18 protein-coding genes and 1 pseudogene are annotated in these 20,277 nt (G+C 39.2%); 18 read left to right on the top strand and 1 reads right to left on the bottom strand.

From position 1 onward, the window contains the following. Positions 1-120: 120 nt before the first annotated feature. Positions 121-792 carry an alpha/beta fold hydrolase gene (locus HMPREF9075_RS05520; protein ID WP_009415497.1) on the bottom strand — a complete coding sequence of 224 codons (672 nt, stop codon included), beginning with the start codon at positions 790-792 and terminating at the stop codon, positions 121-123. 130 nt (positions 793-922) lie between these two features. Here HMPREF9075_RS05520 and HMPREF9075_RS05515 point away from each other — a divergent pair, with 130 nt between their 5' ends. From HMPREF9075_RS05515 to HMPREF9075_RS13825, 18 genes and pseudogenes are all read left to right on the top strand, one after another. Further along, complete coding sequence (locus tag HMPREF9075_RS05515; RefSeq protein WP_009415496.1) at positions 923-1,204, top strand: GNAT family N-acetyltransferase; 282 nt, start codon at positions 923-925, stop codon at positions 1,202-1,204. 24 nt (positions 1,205-1,228) lie between these two features. Then, positions 1,229-2,185, top strand: coding sequence for a D-2-hydroxyacid dehydrogenase (locus HMPREF9075_RS05510; RefSeq protein ID WP_009415495.1), 957 nt, complete (start codon positions 1,229-1,231; stop codon positions 2,183-2,185). Next, on the top strand, positions 2,185-3,246 hold the full coding sequence (gene serC, locus HMPREF9075_RS05505) for a 3-phosphoserine/phosphohydroxythreonine transaminase (protein ID WP_009415494.1): 1,062 nt from the start codon (positions 2,185-2,187) through the stop codon (positions 3,244-3,246). The genes HMPREF9075_RS05510 and serC overlap by 1 nt, the downstream gene beginning before the upstream one ends. Positions 3,247-3,254: 8 nt before the next feature. Then, positions 3,255-5,750 carry a hybrid sensor histidine kinase/response regulator gene (locus HMPREF9075_RS05500; protein ID WP_009415493.1) on the top strand — a complete coding sequence of 832 codons (2,496 nt, stop codon included), beginning with the start codon at positions 3,255-3,257 and terminating at the stop codon, positions 5,748-5,750. 31 nt (positions 5,751-5,781) lie between these two features. Continuing rightward, positions 5,782-6,651 carry a nucleoside phosphorylase gene (locus tag HMPREF9075_RS05495; RefSeq protein ID WP_009415492.1) on the top strand — a complete coding sequence of 290 codons (870 nt, stop codon included), beginning with the start codon at positions 5,782-5,784 and terminating at the stop codon, positions 6,649-6,651. Positions 6,652-6,680: 29 nt separating this feature from the next. Next, the gene (locus tag HMPREF9075_RS05490) at positions 6,681-6,971 is read left to right on the top strand and encodes a DUF493 family protein (protein ID WP_009415491.1); all 291 of its coding nucleotides are present in this window, start codon (positions 6,681-6,683) and stop codon (positions 6,969-6,971) included. Beyond that, positions 6,968-7,654, top strand: a complete 687-nt coding sequence (locus tag HMPREF9075_RS05485; protein WP_009415490.1) for a DUF4290 domain-containing protein — start codon at positions 6,968-6,970, stop codon at positions 7,652-7,654. The genes HMPREF9075_RS05490 and HMPREF9075_RS05485 overlap by 4 nt, the downstream gene beginning before the upstream one ends. After that, positions 7,641-8,951 carry a UDP-N-acetylglucosamine 1-carboxyvinyltransferase gene (gene murA, locus HMPREF9075_RS05480; protein ID WP_009415489.1) on the top strand — a complete coding sequence of 437 codons (1,311 nt, stop codon included), beginning with the start codon at positions 7,641-7,643 and terminating at the stop codon, positions 8,949-8,951. The genes HMPREF9075_RS05485 and murA overlap by 14 nt, the downstream gene beginning before the upstream one ends. 16 nt (positions 8,952-8,967) lie before the next feature. Next, positions 8,968-10,146 carry a MalY/PatB family protein gene (locus HMPREF9075_RS05475; RefSeq protein ID WP_009415488.1) on the top strand — a complete coding sequence of 393 codons (1,179 nt, stop codon included), beginning with the start codon at positions 8,968-8,970 and terminating at the stop codon, positions 10,144-10,146. Positions 10,147-10,181: 35 nt separating this feature from the next. Beyond that, positions 10,182-11,978: a translation elongation factor 4 gene (gene lepA / locus HMPREF9075_RS05470; protein ID WP_009415487.1), complete on the top strand. Its 1,797-nt coding sequence runs from the start codon at positions 10,182-10,184 to the stop codon at positions 11,976-11,978. A gap of 30 nt (positions 11,979-12,008) precedes the next feature. Continuing rightward, positions 12,009-13,634: an L-glutamate gamma-semialdehyde dehydrogenase gene (gene pruA / locus HMPREF9075_RS05465; protein WP_009415486.1), complete on the top strand. Its 1,626-nt coding sequence runs from the start codon at positions 12,009-12,011 to the stop codon at positions 13,632-13,634. Between the two features lie 114 nt (positions 13,635-13,748). Further along, on the top strand, positions 13,749-15,422 hold the full coding sequence (locus HMPREF9075_RS05460; RefSeq protein WP_034556969.1) for a putative transporter: 1,674 nt from the start codon (positions 13,749-13,751) through the stop codon (positions 15,420-15,422). 52 nt (positions 15,423-15,474) lie between these two features. Beyond that, complete coding sequence (locus HMPREF9075_RS05455) at positions 15,475-15,786, top strand: YbaB/EbfC family nucleoid-associated protein (protein WP_009415484.1); 312 nt, start codon at positions 15,475-15,477, stop codon at positions 15,784-15,786. 11 nt (positions 15,787-15,797) lie between these two features. Beyond that, positions 15,798-16,568: a ParA family protein gene (locus HMPREF9075_RS05450; protein WP_009415483.1), complete on the top strand. Its 771-nt coding sequence runs from the start codon at positions 15,798-15,800 to the stop codon at positions 16,566-16,568. Further along, positions 16,568-17,518 carry a ParB/RepB/Spo0J family partition protein gene (locus HMPREF9075_RS05445; protein ID WP_009415482.1) on the top strand — a complete coding sequence of 317 codons (951 nt, stop codon included), beginning with the start codon at positions 16,568-16,570 and terminating at the stop codon, positions 17,516-17,518. Before HMPREF9075_RS05450 ends, HMPREF9075_RS05445 begins: the two co-directional genes overlap by 1 nt. Next, positions 17,511-18,128, top strand: coding sequence for a DUF5683 domain-containing protein (locus HMPREF9075_RS05440; RefSeq protein ID WP_009415481.1), 618 nt, complete (start codon positions 17,511-17,513; stop codon positions 18,126-18,128). Before HMPREF9075_RS05445 ends, HMPREF9075_RS05440 begins: the two co-directional genes overlap by 8 nt. Beyond that, complete coding sequence (dld, locus tag HMPREF9075_RS05435) at positions 18,125-19,816, top strand: D-lactate dehydrogenase (RefSeq protein ID WP_009415480.1); 1,692 nt, start codon at positions 18,125-18,127, stop codon at positions 19,814-19,816. Before HMPREF9075_RS05440 ends, dld begins: the two co-directional genes overlap by 4 nt. A gap of 115 nt (positions 19,817-19,931) precedes the next feature. Continuing rightward, positions 19,932-20,277 (top strand): annotated as a pseudogene (locus tag HMPREF9075_RS13825) (hypothetical protein); the annotation flags it as partial.

The raw sequence follows: 20,277 nt of genomic DNA, 5'->3' as shown, positions 1-20,277 counted from the left end.
ACTCAGGCGCAAGCCTGAGTGCTTTTTTTATAGAATATAAAGAGGGTGTTTTTATGAAGGCGATTTTGCCAATCGCCCCTACAATGTGAATAAAAGGGGGGATATGCCGCAGTAGTTCTTTTAAATACTTTTTGGGCAGTCTCTGAGAATTTCAGGAAGGTGTTGGTTAAACCATTTATAGCGATTGATAATCATAATATGTGAAGCATTATTAATTACAATAGCGTTCTGAATGTATTCTATAGGAAAAACGTGGTCTTTGCTGCCGTGAATGTGAAAAGTGCGGGGCAAAGGCTCTTTTTGTTGCCAATTTACAATGCGGTCTATAGACCAATCTAAATACTGAGGTGAACGCATTCCCACGTATTTTTCGTATAACGCAATTCGTTTAGTAGCACTATCGGAAAAGGAAAAGCGTTTCCAAAACTCTAAATTGCTGATAGCCCGCAGCGGTAGTAGCTTGTGCAAATTGGTATAACGCGCAAGAAGCATTTTTTTTGGCAATTCGTATTGCGTTTTTACACTCGAAATAACGATAAGCTTGTTGTACTCCATCTGTTTGGCAATCTCTTGTACAATAATACCCCCAAACGATACGCCTAACAAGGTAGGTTGAGGTTCGGTAATGTTTTCAGCTATTCTGCCAGCGTAATGTGCCAACTCTTCATCTTTTTCAGGAGTAATCCAATCTAATAGGCAAACCTTGTAATTACTTGGGAAAACAAGACGTTCAAAAATTTTAGGGCTTGCAGCCATACCAGGCATTAAATATATGGTATTTGTTTTTTCCATTTATAATGTTTTTTTTTGCTTCTTTTATTTTTATTTTGTATTTTTGCAGCGGAAATTCAACCATTTTACAAAGGCAAAAATACGATAATTTTGTCAATTATAAAAAAAAACTAACTGAAAAACAATCTCTATGGAAGTAACTGACAATGAATTTTCACGCCAATATCAGGTAAAAATAGAAGGCGAACTTGCATATATAGAATATTCGTTGCAAGATAGAAAGATATTTTTTACTAAAACTCAACTTCCCGAAACTATAACAGAAGCAGTTATAGATGAGTTTTTTAAAAATACATTGGCTTTGGTAGCACAAAAAAAATATAAGATAGTACCTGTGTGCCCAGTGGCGATATCTTTTTTCAGGCGTAATAAAGAATATAAAGAAGTCTTGTCAGCAGGTATTAGAGTTTGAATTTAAACGAAAAAAATATTAAATATGAAAGCAGTATTTTTAGATCGCAATACACTCTCAGAGCGTATAGATCTTGATATTCCAAAAGGAGTAGGGCAATGGGTAGCATTCCAAAAAACAGCCCCTGATGAAATTGTACAGCGATTAAAACCCGCTGATATTGCAATCGTAAATAAAGTAAAGCTCACCGAAGAGATACTTAGACAGCTACCCAACCTTAAACTCATACAACTTACAGCTACAGGTATGGATAATATAGACCGTGAGGCAGCTAAAGCCTTGGGTATTGAAGTGAAAAATGTAGCTGGTTATTCTACCGAAAGTGTTACCGAACATTTCTTTATGTTGCTGCTATCGGTAATGCGTGCTTTAAAAGATTATCATTTGGCAGTAGAAGATGGTACTTGGCAAAAAGATGGGCGTTTTTGTCTTACAGAACCCCCAGTGTTTGAACTACAAGGCAAAACGCTTGGTATTATAGGGGTAGGCAATATAGGCAAATCGATTACACAAATAGCTAAAGCTTTTGGTATGCACGTGCTTTGGGCTGAACGACAAGGAAGAGCTCCTCGCAATGAAACTTATACAGATTTTGAAAAAGTACTAAAACAAAGTGATGTGATTGTACTTACTTGCCCATTAACTCCCGAGACAAAACACCTTGTAGATGAAGAGTTTGTATCGCGCTTACGCAAAAAACCTTTGTTGATAAATATGGCACGTGGGGCAGTAGTAGATGCTCAAGCTGTATATGAAGCCTTAGAAAGCAACCGCATAATGGGATTTGCTGCTGATGTGTTTGAAAATGAACCCCCTGCTGCTGATGACCCTCTACTAAAAATAGCTAATCACCCTCGTGTGATTTATACACCTCATATAGCGTGGGCAAGCGAATACGCTCAGGATAAACTTTGGAAAATCTTGAAAAAGCAAGTAGAAGAATTTATAGCAAAATATAAAAAAGAACACCCAACCTTATAATGAAAGTACACAACTTTAGTGCGGGACCTGCAATATTGCCTGCATCAGTTTTAGAAAAAGCTTCGGAAGCCTTGTTGAACTTTGATAATACAGGGCTTTCAGTAGCCGAAGTATCGCATCGCAGTGCTCAGTTTGTAAAAGTTATAGAACGGGCACGTGCTTTGGCGTTAGAATTGGCAGGATTAGACAACAGTTATGAAGCACTCTACTTACAAGGAGGGGCAAGTATGCAGTTCCTGATGGTGCCTTATAATTTGTTGGAAAATAAAGCTGCTTATATAGACACAGGTACTTGGGCTAATAAAGCTCAAAAAGAAGCTGCTCTTTTTGGTGAAGTACAGGTAATCGCTTCCTCTAAAGAACAAGGATATAAGTCTATTCCTAAAAATGTAGTAGTGCCTACAGATATAGATTATTTGCATATTACTACCAATAATACCATTTACGGTAGTGAATTTCATAGTATTCCTAAATCAGGAGCACCTATAGTAGCCGATATGAGTTCGGATATTTTTTCGCGTAGCTTAGATTATTCGCAATTTGGATTGGTATACGCAGGTTCTCAAAAAAATTTAGGAGCTTCGGGTTCTACGTTGGTGCTTGTAAAGAAAGGTTTATTGGGCAAAGTAAGCAGGAAACTACCTTCTATGATGGATTATCAGTTGCATATTAAAAACGAAAGTATGTTCAATACTCCTTCTACGTTTTCGGTATATGTAAATATGTTGGTATTGGAGTGGATAAAAGCTGAAGGAGGTTTGGCAGCAATGGAGAAACGCAATAAAGAAAAAGCCAACTTGCTATATAGTGAAATAGACCGCAATGCGCTGGTAGTAGGCTATACTGCTAAAGAAGACCGCTCGCTAATGAATGTAGTGTTCAACCTTACTGATGAAAGTACGAAAGACCGCTTTGATGCTTTGTGCAAAGAGGCTAACATCAGTGGTATGAAAGGACACCGCAGTGTAGGGGGATATCGTGCTTCTATATATAACGCTATGCCTTTGGAAAGCGTGCAAGTGCTGGTAGAGGTACTAAAAGAATTTGAAAGAACGGCTTAAAAATACGAATGAGAATTAATAGGATAACAGTAAAAGTAATAGTAAGTTACGTTTTGCTTATCTGTGTATCGGTAGTGGCAGGGTATATCATTATTAAAGAAATAAAAAAATTATCACAACAAGAGAAGATAAACCAAGAAGACCGAGTGAAGATTATCCAGATAGGGAAGATACTTTCGTTGGTAAATGAAACCGAAAATGCAGGTAGGGTAACTATAAGAACCGATGATGATGATATGTTGCAGTTGTTTTTGCAGAAAAATATAGAACTGCAAAACGAATTGCTTAAGTTTAGGCGTGATATATCGTCGGAAAAGCAGTTGCTTACGTTGGATACTATTAGTAATTTGCTGAATCTTAGAAAAGAGAATATAGAGAAGCTCAAGGCTTTTCAGGAAAGTGATAGTAGCTTGGTGAGCATACACGCTGCTATAAGAAAACTTTCAAGCCTTGAGCCTTATTTTGATTACGACCTTTATAACAAAACCTACTATACACGGCATAAGAAAAATATTATACCACCACAATCGGCAGATATTATATCAATAGTAAAACGCTATAAAAATGTAAAGATACCCCCGTTATTGGAACAGCGTGCTAATGATATAAGGGCGAAGAAAAATGCAAAGTTTGATAAGGTACTCAATGAAATTTTGGAAATGTTGAATAAAATCAATAAAGAAACCGAAGGAAATAGAGTACAAATAGACGAGCAGTTGCATAAAATGTGGGATAATGATGTGCAATTGTCTAAAAACTTAGATGATTTGCTTCATAATTTTGAAGAGGAAGTTATAGCCAATTCTCAACGCCTGAACCAAGAACGGCAGGTGATATTTGAAAATAGCAAAAACTTACTCATATTGGCTTTTTTTATAGCAATGGGTATTATAGCCATATCGCTAATTGTGATTATCAATGACTTTATTACTTCCCAACGCTATAGGCGCAGATTGGAAATGGCAAACCGAAAGACGAATAACTTGCTTAAAAATAGAGAGCAATTAATATCGATGGTAAGCCACGACTTGCGTACCCCCTTGAGTTCTATTGTAGGTTACTCGGAATTGTTAAGCAAGGAAAATATTACCGAAAAAGGGCGTAATTATTTGTCGCACATTAAGTATTCGTCAGAATATATATCTAAATTGGTAGATGAGTTGTTAGACTATACACGCATAGAAACAGGAAATATAGTGCTTGAAAAAATACCATTTAATACTGCTGAGGTAATAGATGAGGTGGCAAGCAATGTACAATCGGCTTATAAAAATAAAAAAGTAGCCTTAGAGCTGTCGTTTTCTGACACCATAAATAATTTAAACTTTTCTAGCGATGCGTATAGGATAAAACAAATTCTTTACAATTTGATTTCAAATGCTTTTAAATTTACTGAAAAGGGAAGCGTGCGTGTAGTTGCTGATGCTCATCAGGTGGATGGTGATAGCTATGAAATATCAATAGATGTGATTGATACGGGAATAGGGGTGAAAAAAGAGCAACAAGAGCATATATTTAATGAATTTACGCAAGCAAATGACGAAATTTCTAAACGATATGGGGGCTTTGGTTTAGGCTTGCACATATCACAAAAATTAGCGCAATTGTTGCAAGGAAAAATTTATTTAGAAAGCGATGAAGGCAAAGGAAGTACTTTTACCTTGCGCTTTTTAGCCGAAAAGGTTGCTGAACGCACTAGTGAGCGTATGGTGATAGTTTCGCAAAAAGAGGTGGAAGATATTCGTATTGTGGTGATAGATGATGATGATAGTATCTTATCGCTCATACAAGAGCTGCTGAAACAGAAAAATATAACCCCTATTGCCTTTACTAATGCTAAAGATGCTTTTGACCAGTTGGAGCATTTACAATTCGATTTGGTAATTACTGATATTCAATTGCCTGAAATGAATGGATTTCACTTTGTAACCTTGTTCAACGAGCGATATAAAGACAATCCATTGCCTGTATTGGCTATTACGGGCAGGCGTGATGTACCTGAAAGCTTTTATACTAAAAGTGGTTTTTACGGTATATTGCCCAAGCCGTTCTTGCCAGAACAGTTTTATCAAAAACTAAAGGTATTCTTCCCTAAACTGAATACCGAAGTGGAACACAAACCTGTAATGATAAGTAATTCTGTAGGAGAAGGAGGCTATACGCCAGAGGTATTAGAAAACTTTATGGGTGATGATATAGAAGGTATTAGAGGCATTTATGAACATTTTCTGAAAGAGACTGAAGAGAACCTACTAAAGCTGAAAGATTTTGCTCAAGAGGAAGACTATAAAGGAATAAAAGCAATAGCACATAAAATGACAAGTATGTTTGCCCAAATAAACGCACAGCGTGAATCGGCAATACTCATAGTGCTAAATAGGATAGACAAAGAAGTACCCGATGATTTGAAAGAAAATATAACAGTGCTTAGCGAGCTTTTCTTGAATGACTGTAAACCTGCAATAGAACGGTATTTGCAATCATATGAAGGGGCTAATTTATAAACAATGACGGACTAAAGCTTGAGGAGAGATTATGATACAAGAATCGGAACTGATATTGAATACTGATGGTAGTATTTACCACATTAATTTGAAGCCATCGGAAGTGGCAGATACGATTATATTGGTGGGTGACCCTAATAGAGTGCCACAGGTGAGTGCTCATTTTGAGCATATAGAACACAAAACCCAGAAGCGCGAATTTTGTGCTCATACGGGTAGTTATAAAGGCAAGCGATTGACAGTAATTTCTACAGGTATTGGGCCTGATAATATAGATATCGTAATTAATGAATTGGATGCCCTTTTCAATATAGATTTGCGTACGCGAGAGCCTAAAAAAGAGCTTACCTCTTTGAATTTGGTGCGTTTTGGTACCTCAGGTTCGTTGCAGGCAGATATACCGGTGGATAGTTTTGTACTGTCATCATACGGATTGGGGATGGACAATATGTTTCATTCTTATAAAGACAGTGTAAAGGTGCGCGAAATAGCGATGGAAGATGCTTTTATAGCGCATACGCATTGGCATCTTGATAAGGGACGACCTTATATTGTAGCTTGTGGTAAGGAGCTGAAAAAACGTTTGCTAACAGCGCAAGTGTTTGAAGGGATTACGGGTACAGCACCAGGGTTTTATGCTCCACAAGGGCGCGAGCTGCGCTTGGAAGTGCAAGATAGAACGCTGAATGATAAACTGCATAGCTATAATTACAACGGTTGCCGAATGACTAACTTAGAAATGGAGACTTCTGCTATATACGGATTATCAAAGCTTTTAGGACATCAAGCGGTGTCGCTAAATGCTATTATCGCTAATAGAGCGATGGGTACATTTACCAAAAATCCTAAAAAGATAGTAGAGGAATTGATTGTTTATGGATTAGAACAATTAGTGAAATAGAAAAAATACAGTAATAGCAATAGAAATTGATGAAAACAGAACAAGAACTACAAGAGTTTTACGAACGTTTGAAAAATGAGTTGTTGGAAACAACAGTTTTTCCTACAAAATATTTGTATAAGTTTATAATTCCTAATGAGGATAGTAAACTAGTGCAGTTAGAAGAAGTATTTAAAGGTACAGATGCTAAGATTACAATAAAAGATTCGTCAAAAGCAAAATATAAAGGAGTATCGGTAGAAATAACGCTCCAAAATCCCGATGAGGTGATTGCTTATTACAAAGCGGCAGGAAAAGTAGAAGGAATATTGTCATTATGATTACATTAGAATACAATACAGAGCGTTCGCCTTTGCTAATTCCTGAATATGGAAGGCATATACAGAAAATGATAGAAAAGGCAGTGCTTTTGGAAGATCGCGCTGAGCGTAATCGTACAGCACGCAGCATTGTAGCCGTAATGGGGAATTTGTTTCCGCACTTGCGTGATGTACCCGACTTTCAGCATAAGCTTTGGGATCAGCTCTTTATAATGTCTGATTTTAAGTTGGATGTAGATAGTCCTTACGAAAAACCTACCAAAGAAATGCTTTACAAGCGCCCAGAGCGTTTAGAGTATCCGCAACACTACTTTAAATATCGTTTTTATGGCAATATTATTAGGCGAATGATTGCTACTTGTGTAAAATGGGAAAAAGGAGATTTACGGGAGGCATTGGAATACTCTATAGCCAATCATATGAAAAAGAGTTTTCTTACGTGGAACAAAGAAGCGGTAGATGATAGTGTGGTGTTTGAACATTTGTACGAATTGAGCAACGGACAAATAGACTTGCGCAAACGAAGAGAAGATTTATCGGATAGCCAAGCTTTGATACGTACCAAAGCAAACCTTACCAAGCGTAATGTACAGCAACAAGGGCAAGCGCATTACCCTCAAAACCAACAAAACAAAAAAGGATTTACCAAATTTTATAAAAGGAAAAACAATGGGCGTTTTTAAGATAGAAGGAGGACATACCTTACAAGGCGAGATTACACCACAAGGAGCTAAAAATGAAGCGCTACAAGTGCTTTGTGCCGTATTGCTTACCGACCAAAAGGTTACTATTCATAACCTACCCGACATACAAGATGTGAGCAAGCTCATTTCGCTATTAGGCAATTTGGGGGTGAAAATACAGCGTATAGGGCGTGGCTCTTATTCATTTCAGGCTGATGAAATCAATCTTGATTATCTAAAATCGGAGGCTTTTTATCGTGAAGGGCAAGCGTTACGAGGGTCTATATTGGTAGTGGGTCCGCTGCTTACTCGTTTTGGGGTGGGCTATATTCCTAAACCAGGAGGTGATAAAATTGGTCGCCGCCGCTTAGATACGCATTTTGAAGGCTTTATAAAATTAGGGGCTGAATTTTGCTATGACGAAACCAATTATACTTATAGCGTAGTCGCTAAAAAACTGAAAGGCACTTATATGCTGTTGGAAGAGGCTTCGGTAACAGGTACTTCAAACATTATAATGGCTGCGGTATTGGCTGAGGGTACTACTACTATTTACAATGCTGCTTGTGAGCCTTACATACAACAGCTATGCTCTATGCTTAATAGTATGGGGGCACAAATAGAAGGTATGGGCTCTAACTTACTTACAATAAAAGGAGTAGAGAAGTTAGGCGGCTGTGTGCATACAATCTTGCCCGATATGATAGAAATAGGCAGCTGGATAGGCTTGGCAGCAATGACCCGTAGTGAAATCACTATAAAGAATGTAGGCTGGGAGTACTTGGGGCTGATACCTTCTGTATTCCGCAAGCTGGGTATTACTCTTGAAAGGCAAAACGATGATATTTACATACCTGCACACACCAATGGCTATGAAATACAAAGTTATATAGATGGTTCTATACTGACAGTAGCCGATGCGCCTTGGCCTGGTTTTACGCCCGACTTGCTGAGTATTGTATTGGTGGTAGCTACACAAGCGCGCGGCGAGGTGCTTATTCACCAAAAAATGTTTGAAAGCCGTTTGTTCTTTATAGATAAGCTTATAGATATGGGGGCTAAGATAATATTATGCGACCCACACCGCGCTACGGTTATAGGCAATGACTTTAAATCGCCGTTGCGGGCTACCCTGATGACCTCGCCCGATATACGTGCAGGAATTGCACTACTGATAGCAGCTCTTTCGGCTAAAGGCACTTCTACCATTTATAATATAGAACAGATAGATAGGGGATATGAATGTATAGATGAACGCTTACAAGCTCTTGGAGCAAAAATAGTAAGGGTTTCGTGATGAAAACTAAAAATTTATGAAATACAATTTTGATGAACTAATAGATAGAACAGGTACCGATGCACTAAAATTGGAGGCGTTACAACCTCGCTGGGGGCGTACCGATTTGCTGCCTATGTGGGTAGCTGATATGGATTTTAAAACACCTCCTTTTGTGGTAGCTACTATCAAAAAACGCCTTGAATGTGAGATTTTTGGCTATACCTCAAAACCTGATGCTTGGTATGAAAGTATTATCAGTTGGCAAAAACGCAGGCATCAATGGGAAATAAGCAAAGAGATGCTATCATTTGTGCCAGGGGTAGTGCCTGCATTGGCTATGGCGGTACAAGCCTTTACTGAGGTGGGCGATAAGGTAATGATTCAGCAGCCCGTGTATAACCCGTTTATGCTGGTAGTGAAAAACAATCACCGCGAGCTGGTAAACTGCCCATTATATTTAGAAAATGGACAATATCATATAGATTTTGACCTTTTTGAAGAGAAAATAAAAGGCTGCAAGCTATTTTTGTTTTGCCACCCTCATAACCCAGGTGGGCGTGTATGGACACGAGAAGAGCTGCAAAAGGTGGCTGCCATTTGTGAGCGAAACAAGGTGATAGTGGTAGCAGATGAAATTCACGCCGACCTTACCTTTGCACCTTATACCCACATACCTTATGCAACTATAAGTGAGGAAGCTAAAATGCACTCGGTAATATTTGCTTCGGCAAGTAAGGCGTTCAATATGGCAGGTTTTGCAAGTTCTTATGCCGTAATAAGCAATCCTACGCTCCGCAGGCGCTTCAATAGTTATGTGGAAGGAAATGAATTGGCAGCGGGCAATGTGTTTGCCTTTAACACTACAGTAGCTGCTTATAACGAGGGAGAAACGTGGCTATCAGAAATGCTTGATTATGTACAAGAGAACATTCAGTTTCTCACCAACTATATAGCAGAGCATTTGCCTATGCTGAAGGTAATTGTGCCTCAGGCTTCGTATTTAGTGTTTATAGATTTTAGTGCTTTGCAGCTTACACAAAAAGAACTGGTAGCCCTTTGCACTCATAAAGCACATTTGGCACTGAACGATGGTAGTATTTACGGCGAAGAGGGGAAAGGCTTTATGCGCATAAATATGGCTTGCGCACGCTCTGTGGTAGCACAAGCCTTAAAACAACTGAAAGAAGCCATTAAAAGTGAATCATTAGTATAAAAAAGAAGACATTTTAAGAAGATATTTTAAATTTGATGAAGAATATACGTAATTTTTGTATTATAGCCCATATAGATCACGGCAAGAGTACCTTAGCCGATAGGTTACTCGATTTTACTCAAACCGTTTCTGAACGAGAAAAACAAGATCAGTTACTTGATAATATGGACTTGGAGCGCGAACGTGGTATTACGATAAAAAGCCACGCTATCCAGATGGAATATGTTTATAAAGGAGAAACTTATATATTGAACCTTATAGACACTCCTGGTCACGTAGATTTTTCATATGAAGTATCACGTTCTATAGCCGCTTGTGAAGGGGCACTGCTTATAGTGGATGCCGCTCAAAGCATTCAGGCACAAACTATCTCGAACTTATACCTTGCTTTAGAAAATGATTTAGAAATTATACCTATTCTGAACAAAATAGACCTTCCGAGTGCTAACCCCGAAGAGGTAAAGGACGATATAGTAGATTTATTGGGATGCTCACCCGATGATATTATTCCTGCAAGTGGGAAAACAGGATTGGGAGTAGAAGCTATACTGGAGGCTATCATAGAACGTATTCCAGCGCCTAAAGGCGACCCCGATGCACCACTGCAAGCACTTATTTTTGATTCGGTATACAATTCTTTCCGTGGAGTAGAAACTTATTTCAGGGTGATGAATGGAAAGATAAGCAAGGGGCAGAAAATTAAATTTATGTCTAACGGCAAAACCTATGATGCCGATGAGGTAGGGACGCTAAAACTGAACCAAGTGCCTAAGCCCGTAATTGGTACAGGCGATGTAGGCTATCTTATTACAGGCATAAAAGATGCGCGAGAGGTGAAAGTGGGGGATACTATTACTTCGGCTATTGATGGTTGTACCGAAGCTATTGATGGTTTTGAGAACGTAAAACCTATGGTATTTGCAGGGATTTACCCTGTAGATACAGAAGATTACGAAGAATTGCGCGCTTCGATGGAAAAACTACAGCTAAATGATGCTTCATTGGTATTTACGCCAGAGAGTTCGGCGGCATTGGGTTTTGGTTTTCGCTGCGGTTTTTTGGGGATGTTGCACTTAGAGATTGTACAAGAGCGATTGGAACGCGAGTTTGGTATGACGGTTATTACTACAGTGCCCAACGTAAGCTACCACGCTTATACCAAGAAAGACCCTGAAAGACCTATTATAGTAAATAACCCGTCTGATTTGCCCGACCCTTCCAAATTGGATAGAGTAGAGGAGCCTTATATAAAAGCCTCTATTATCACAAAATCTGATTTTGTAGGGCAAGTAATGTCGTTATGTATAGAAAAGCGCGGACAGATTACCAATCAGCATTACCTTACTCCTGAGCGGGTAGAGCTAAACTTTGATATGCCATTGGCTGAGATTGTTTTTGATTTTTACGACCGATTGAAAACGGTGAGCAAGGGCTATGCTTCGTTTGACTATTCGCCTATAGGGATGCGGGCTTCCAACCTTGTGAAGGTGGATATACTTATCAATAGCAACTCGGTAGATGCGCTTTCGGCACTTATTCACGCCGATAATGCTTATAACATAGGGAAGAAGATGTGCGAAAAGCTTCGTGAGCTTATACCACGCCAGCAGTTTGATATTCCTATACAAGCAGCTATAGGGGCGAAGATTATATCGCGCGAAACGATTAAGGCACTTCGCAAAGATGTTACTGCTAAGTGTTACGGTGGGGATATTTCGCGAAAACGTAAATTGCTTGAAAAACAAAAAGCGGGTAAAAAGCGTATGCGCCAAGTGGGCAATGTAGAGATTCCGCAGAGTGCCTTTATGGCGGTGCTGAAGCTAAATGATTAAATTGTGAATAACTAAAAACAAATTATAACAATGGGAAAAGGATTTTTTAAAGTACCAAAGGCGGTAAACGAGCCTGTAAAAGGCTATGCACCAGGTTCGCCAGAACGCAAAGCGGTATTGGAAGTTTACAAAGAACTTTGGAATACCAAAGTAGATGTACCACTTTACATTGGTAAAGAGGAAATTAGAACAGGGAATACGACAGAAATGTACCCCCCTCACGATCACAAGCACTTGCTTGGTACTTACCATAATGCCGACAAAGGACTTGTGGAAAAAGCTATAGAAGAAGCGCTAAAAGCTCGTGAAAAATGGGCTAACTTGCCTTGGGAAGAACGCGCTGCTGTATTCTTGAAAGCGGCAGACCTTATTGCAGGACCTTACCGTGCCAAAATGAATGCTGCTACAATGATTGCACAATCAAAAACAGTGCATCAGGCTGAAATAGACTCTGCTTGTGAGTTGATAGACTTCTTGCGTTTCAACGTAGAGTTTATGGCTAATATATACAACGACCAGCCTAATTCATCAGAAGGTGTATGGAATAGAGTAGAATATCGTCCTTTAGAAGGTTTCGTATATGCGGTTACTCCGTTTAACTTTACAGCTATTTCTGGTAACTTGCCTACTAGTGCTGCACTTATGGGTAACGTAGTGATTTGGAAACCAAGTGCTTCACAAGTTTTCTCTGCAAATGTGATTGTAGAGGTATTGAGAAAAGCAGGCTTACCTGCAGGGGTTATCAACGTGGTAAACGGCGATGCACGTATGGTAACCGAAGTGCTTTTGGCAAGTCCGCATTTTGCAGGTATTCACTTTACAGGCTCTACAGGTGTGTTCCAAAGCATCTGGAAACAAATAGGTGATAATATTCACAAATACCGCACCTATCCTAAGATAGTGGGCGAAACAGGTGGTAAAGACTTTATCATTGCGCACCCATCGGCAGATGCACAAGAGGTTGCAACAGCTATTACTCGAGGAGCGTTTGAGTTTCAAGGTCAAAAATGTAGTGCGGCTTCACGCGTATATTTGCCAAAATCAAAAGCTGACGCTATCTTGGCATTAGTGAAAAAAGACGTAGAGTCTTTCAAAATGGGTAGTCCTGAAGATATGAGCAACTTTATCACAGCAGTTATCAACAAGGCAGCTTTTGATAAATTGGCAAGCTATATAGACCAAGCTAAAAAAGATAAAGAAGCAAGTATACTTGTAGGTGGTGGCTATGATAGTTCAAAAGGTTGGTTTATAGAGCCTACCGTAATCGTTACTACCAATCCTAAATATACTACTATGGAGACTGAGCTTTTCGGGCCTGTAGTAACTGTATATGTATATGAAGATGCTCAATGGACTGAAACGTTGAAATTGGTAGATGAAACATCTGAATATGCGCTTACAGGTGCTGTATTTGCAGATTGTCGTTACGCAATAGATGAGGCTGTAAAAGCATTGGCTAATGCAGCAGGTAACTTCTACGTAAATGATAAGCCAACAGGAGCCGTTGTAGGACAACAACCTTTTGGTGGAGCAAGAGCTTCAGGAACTAATGATAAAGCAGGTTCAGCACAAAACTTATTGCGCTGGGTATCACCACGCCTTATCAAAGAAACTTTTGTTTCGCCTACTGATTATCGTTATCCTTTCTTAGGATAAAGAAAAAAGTAAGAATTATAAAATAATAAGGAGCTTTGGCAAGGTAGAAAAACTTTGCCAAAGCCCTTAAAAATAAAATTAGCCATAATTATCAACTATTAATTATTTAAAGAAGTGGATTGGTTTATTAATTTGATGAATAACCACGAGAGCGTAGCATACACAGTTATAGTGTATAGCATCGTGATAGCCATAGGAGTAGCCTTAGGAAAAGTGAAATTTTTTGGTATCTCATTCGGGATAGCGTGGGTGCTATTCGTTGGGATAGCAATGGCAGAATTAGGTTTTACTGTAAACGGACACATACAACACTTTGTAAAAGAATTCGGACTTATCTTATTTGTTTATACCATAGGGTTACAAGTAGGTCCAGGCTTTTTTGCAGCTTTCAAAAAGGAAGGTGTAAAATTTAACTTATTAGCTATATTATCGGTGCTTACTTGTGTGGCAACGGTTATAGCTATACATTTTCTGACAGGTACTGATATGGCTACACTTGTAGGCATAATGTCGGGGGCTGTTACTAATACACCAGGATTGGGGGCAGCTCAAGCTACCCTTGAAGATGTATTGGGGACAGGACAAGTGCCTTCTCTTACCACAATGTACGCCGTAGCCTATCCTTTTGGGGTTTTTGGTATCATATTGGTGATGCTGATATTTAAAGGATTTTTGAAGGTGAACGTAGAGGCAGAAAAACGTTTGAATACTTGGCGGCACGCAAAAGACCAAGTAGTGATTAATCGTTTTGCTATAAGAGTAACCAATCCGCAGCTATTTGGCAAAAAACTTCAGGTTATAAAAGAAACACTTGATTTTGACTTTACCATTTCGCGTATGTGCCGTAATGGTGAAATATTAATGGCTGATTCTCAAACTTATATAAAAGAGGGAGATATAGTGCTAATTGTGGCTAACCAACGAGAAAATGAAAAATTCCTAAACCTAATAGGTGAAAACGTTCTTATTTCGGACTATTTTCCCGATGAAAAGGATATGCGCTACACTTCTCGCCGCATCAATGTAACCCAACGAGCTATCTTTACCAAAACGTTGGCAGAACTGGATGTTCGCAAGCGTTTTGGGGTAACCATCACGCGGGTATATAGAGCGGGATTAGAATTTGTGCCTTCAGCTCATACCAAATTGCAATTTGGTGACACAATAACCGTAATAGGCGATGAAACTCATATACAACTTGTGAGCAAAGAGTTTGGAAACTCTAAAAAACGCCTCCAAACCCCTCATATAGCTGAACTATTTATGGGTATTACCCTTGGGGTGTTGTTAGGTAGCATACCATTTAGTATCCCAGGTATTCCAGGTGCAGTGAAATTAGGTTTGGCGGGGGGGCCTTTGATAGTTGCCATACTGATAAGCCGCTATGGAGGAGCATTATCGGTAACACACTACGTATCACAAAGTGCCAACCTGATGATACGCGAAATAGGTATTGTTCTTTTCTTGGCAAGTGTAGGGTTGGACGCTAATGCTCACTTTGTAGATACAATTATACACGGGCAAGGATTATACTGGATGGGATTAGGAGCGGTTATTACGTTTGTACCTTTATTGGTAACAGCAATGGTAGCGCGCTTTAAAGCAAAGCTGGATTATATGGAAACTTGTGGTTTGCTTTCGGGGGCTTCAACAGACCCACCAGCCTTAGCTTTTGCTAACGAAATGACAAATTCAGACATTCCAGCGCTTACGTATGCAAGTGTGTATCCGCTCACTACGTTTATGCGAATAATGGTAGCGCAATTATTGATAGTATTTTTTATGTGATAGTTTCAAAAAAAATTGTACTTTTGCGCACTCAAAAAAACAGTGAAAAATTATGTTTGGAAATTTGAATCCTTTAGATTTGATGGGGAAGCTACAGGAGCTTACCGATAAGGCAGATGCAACCCGTAAGAGTTTGGACGAAACACTTATTGAAGAAACTTCGGCTGATGGTAAAATAAAAATAACTGTAGCCGGTAATAATAAAATAAAATCATTATCCATTGATGATACGCTGTTAGAAGATAAAGAAGCTTTAGAAGATTACCTAATAGTTACTATCAATAAAGCTATGGATAAAGTGAGTGATGCTAATAAAAATGCTTTCGGATTTATAAATGATATGAAACTTCCGTTTAATCTTTAAAATATTATACTATGGGGAAAATAATAGCTATTGCCAACCAAAAAGGGGGGGTAGGAAAAACAACTACATCAGTAAACTTAGCCGCTGCTCTTGGCGTATTGGAAAAAAAAGTATTACTTATAGATGCTGACCCGCAAGCTAATGCTACATCAGGATTGGGTGTGAATGTAGATACTGTGCAGCACGGTACTTATGAGCTCTTGGAACACACGCTTGAAGCCAAAGATATGATTATTCATACGGATTCTCCTAATCTTGATTTGATAGCAGCACATATCAACTTGGTGGCTATTGAAATTGAATTGGTAGATAAGGAACAACGCGAGTATATGCTTAAAAAAGCGTTGGAAACTATCAAAGATGAGTATGATTATATCTTGATAGATTGTGCACCTTCTTTGGGGCTTATCACCGTGAATGCGCTTACGGCTGCCAACTCGGTAATTATACCTATACAATGTGAGTATTTTGCCTTGGAAGGGCTGGGCAAGTTGCTTAATACCATCAGAAGTGTACAAAGAGCTTTCAATGCGAATTTGGATATAGAAGGATTGTTGCTAACAATGTATGACCCTCGCTTGCGCCTATCAAACCAAGTGGTGGAAGAGGTTCAGAAAAACTTTAGCAATATGGTTTTCAAAACCATCATACAACGCAATGTTCGCTTGAGCGAAGCGCCGAGCTTTGGTGAAACAATTATCAACTATGATGCCACCAGCAAAGGAGCTACAAATCACATCAATTTAGCTCAAGAAATAATAGATAAAAACAAAACTGCATAATGACAAAGCCTGCTAAAAAACAATCATTAGGACGCGGACTTTCTGCTATATTAGGTGGAAGCCCAGAGCTTACGATTAATTCTATCAATGATAAGAATGCTGATAAAATAGTAGGTAATATCATTGAGCTGGAACTCGGGTTGATAGAAACAAACCCTTTCCAACCGCGTACTTCGTTTAACGAAGAAGAACTTGCTGGGCTTGCGTCATCAATAGAAGAATTGGGGGTGGTGCAGCCAATTACGGTGCGCAAACTTGATGGTGAAAATAAATACCAACTCATATCGGGGGAACGCCGCTTCAGGGCATCTAAGTTGGCAGGACTGCAAACTATACCTGCCTATATACGTATAGCCGATGATAATGAGTCGCTTACGATGGCTTTGGTAGAAAATATACAACGCCAAGACTTAGATCCTATAGAAATAGCGTTGTCGTATCAGCAACTCATAGAGCAGGTGAACCTTACCCAAGACCAGATGAGCAAACGGGTAGGTAAAAAACGTTCAACTATTACCAATTACTTGCGATTGCTAAAATTAGCACCTATTGTACAAACAGGCATACGCGATGGTTTTATCAGTATGGGGCACGGCAGAGCAATACTATCTGTAGAAGACACTGATAAACAAGCTGAAGTTTACGAACGTATCATAGCCGAAGGGCTATCAGTGCGCGATACGGAAGAATTGGTGCGCAAAATGCAATACGGTGAAGAGGAAGGACAACCTGCTGAGGTGGCTAATATAGAACTTCCTAAAAGCACAACTGCCGCTAAGGTTGAATTGCCTGCGTATATTAAGGAAAATATAGGTAGTGTGGCTCATTTCTTCGGAACAAAAGTATCGGTGAAGATGAGCAGAGACGGCAAAGGAAGCTTGGTGATACCTTTTCAATCGGAAGAGGATTTTAAGCGTATTCAAAATTTATTACAAAAAGAGAATGAATAAATATATTGTATTGATATTAGTGCTATTAAGTACTGTTATGGGGCGGTTGTATTCACAAGAAGAGGTGGTTACAACAGCTAAAGACTCGGTGCAGGTAGCTGTAAATCAAGACAATATAAGGCGTATCACTTGGAATACAGACCCATTGTCGCCAGCAAAGGCGGCCTTTTATTCGGCTGTATTGCCTGGATTGGGACAAATATACAACAAAAGTTATTGGAAAGTTCCATTGGTATATGCGGGAATTGGGATACCGATTTATTTTTACATTCAAAATTCTAAGGAATACGACCGCTATATGACTGCCTACAAACGCAGGCAGCAAGGTTATACCGATGATGAGTTTTTTTATGGGGGAGCTAGTGCGGATCAACCTCGTGTGAACAATGATGGATTACGACAGGGAATACAGTTTTACAGGCGAAATAAAGAACTCTCTATAATTGTAACAATAGGCTTATACGCCCTTAATATTATAGAAGCCAATGTAGATGCGCACCTAAAACAATTCAATGTAGATGAGCAACTTACAATTGCACCTTTCATAGAAACTAACTATTTTACTCAGCCACAATATGGACTCACACTCACATACAAATCTAAGAAATGAATAAACAGAATTTATTGGATACTTTGCGCCAAATAGTAGGTGCAAAGTACGTAATGACCGACCCAGCCAAAACCGAACGCTACCGCACAGGATATCGTTTTGGTACGGGGAATGCAATAGCAGTGGTTCGCCCTGCTACTTTGTGGGAACAATGGCAAGTGCTGGAGGCTTGTGTAGCCGCCGATGTAATCGTGATTTCGCAGGCAGCCAATACAGGTATTACAGGAGGTTCAAATCCGTTTGGCAATGATTATGATAGAGATGTGGTAGTAATCAATACGATGCGTAATGATACTATACAGCTTATCAATAATGGTGAACAGGTGGTGTGCCTACCGGGTTCGACACTTAATCACTTAGAACAAGAACTAAAACCCTTAGGACGAGAACCACACTCGGTGATAGGCTCATCGTGTATAGGAGCTTCAGTTATTGGAGGGGTGTGTAATAATTCGGGAGGCTCATTGGTGCAACGAGGGCCTGCCTATACAGAAATGTCGCTTTTTGCACAACTAAATGCTGAAGGGAAGTTGGAGTTGGTGAACCATTTAGGTATAGATTTAGGTAACACTCCCAAAGAAATACTTACAAACTTACAAGAAGGCAAGTATGCTACTAAAGATGTACATAACACGGGCAAAAAAGGACACGACCACGATTATTGTAACCACGTACGTAAAATAGATGCTAATACACCCGCACGTTTCAATGCCGACCCAGCACGTTTGTATGAAGCATCGGGTAGTGCAGGGCGTTTAGGAGTTTTTGCAGTGCGTGTAGATACTTTCCCTTCTGAAAAAACTACAGCAGTATTCTATATTGGAACAAACGATACCTCTGTACTTACCCAATTAAGACGTGATATGCTGGGTTCGTTTGAACAGATACCTATCTCAGGCGAATATATTCACCGCACAGCTTTTGATATTGCTGCAAAATACGGTAAAGATACTTTTTGGTATATAAAAAATGTGGGTACAGAATATTTACCCCGCTTGTTTGCTTTAAAAGCGTGGGCAGATAGGGTAGCTAAAAAGTTGCCATTTATGCCTCATCACTTTAGTGAGAAGTTTTTGCAAGCAACCTCTAAGCTAATGCCAAAACATTTACCACAAACGCTTATAGACTATCGCAACAACTATGAGCACCACCTTATTTTGAAAATGGGAGGCAAAGGCGTAGAGGAGGCTCGTGCCTACCTTAAAGAAAAATTTGCTGATGGTACTAAAGGAGCTTATATAGAATGTGATGCCAAATTGGCACAAGCAGCTATGTTGTTGCGCTTTGCAGTAGCATCGGCAGCTATTCGTTATCGTTCTGTACACGAAAAAGAAGTAGAAGATATTGTAGCCTTGGATATCGCCCTTAGACGTAATGATGACGATTGGTTTGAAAGATTGCCTAAAGAGATAGATGACAAAATCTTGCATAAGTTGTACTATGGCCACTTTATGTGTCACGTGTTCCACCAAGATTACGTTATCAAAAAAGGTTATAACTGCGAGGAAATAGAAGAGGAAATGCTTAAACTTTTAGACAAACGAGGGGCGCAATATCCTGCAGAGCACAATGTGGGACACTTATATCACGCTAATGACGATCTAAAACACTTCTATAACGAACTTGACCCTACCAATAGTTTTAATCCGGGGATAGGGAAAACCTCGAAGAAGAAAGATTGGAAATAAGAAAAGATATTTTTCAAAAATAAAAGGCTGCATATTGTTTATACAATGTACAGTCTTTTATTTTGGCATATTTTTTGATATAAGAACAATTATATTTGAATATAAAATACTTTTTATGAGAAAAATGCTATGGTTAGGTGTGTTAGGTTGCTTCCTACTACTAACAGCACAGTGTACTAAAGTGATTGAAGAGCGTATATATACGCAATTACCCGCTAACGTAATCCTATCAGGAGATGGAGCGCCTGCTTTAAACTTAGGAAAAGTTGGTGATTATTACCTTGATGTTACAAATACAAACCTTTATGGAGCTAAAACAGCTGAAGGCTGGGGGACTCCTATTAGTTTGAAAGGACTCCCAGGGAATGATGGTACCAACGGTACTAACGGCACTAATGGTGTTACACCTCATATTGGTAACAACGGAAATTGGTTTATCGGTACGCGAGATACCGGCATAA

This window comes from Capnocytophaga sp. oral taxon 332 str. F0381, from assembly GCF_000318275.2.
GTDB classification, from domain to species: Bacteria; Bacteroidota; Bacteroidia; order Flavobacteriales; family Flavobacteriaceae; genus Capnocytophaga; species Capnocytophaga bilenii.
The sequence above is the reverse complement of the archived record's forward strand: the minus strand, read 5'-3'. Positions and strand labels throughout refer to the sequence as shown.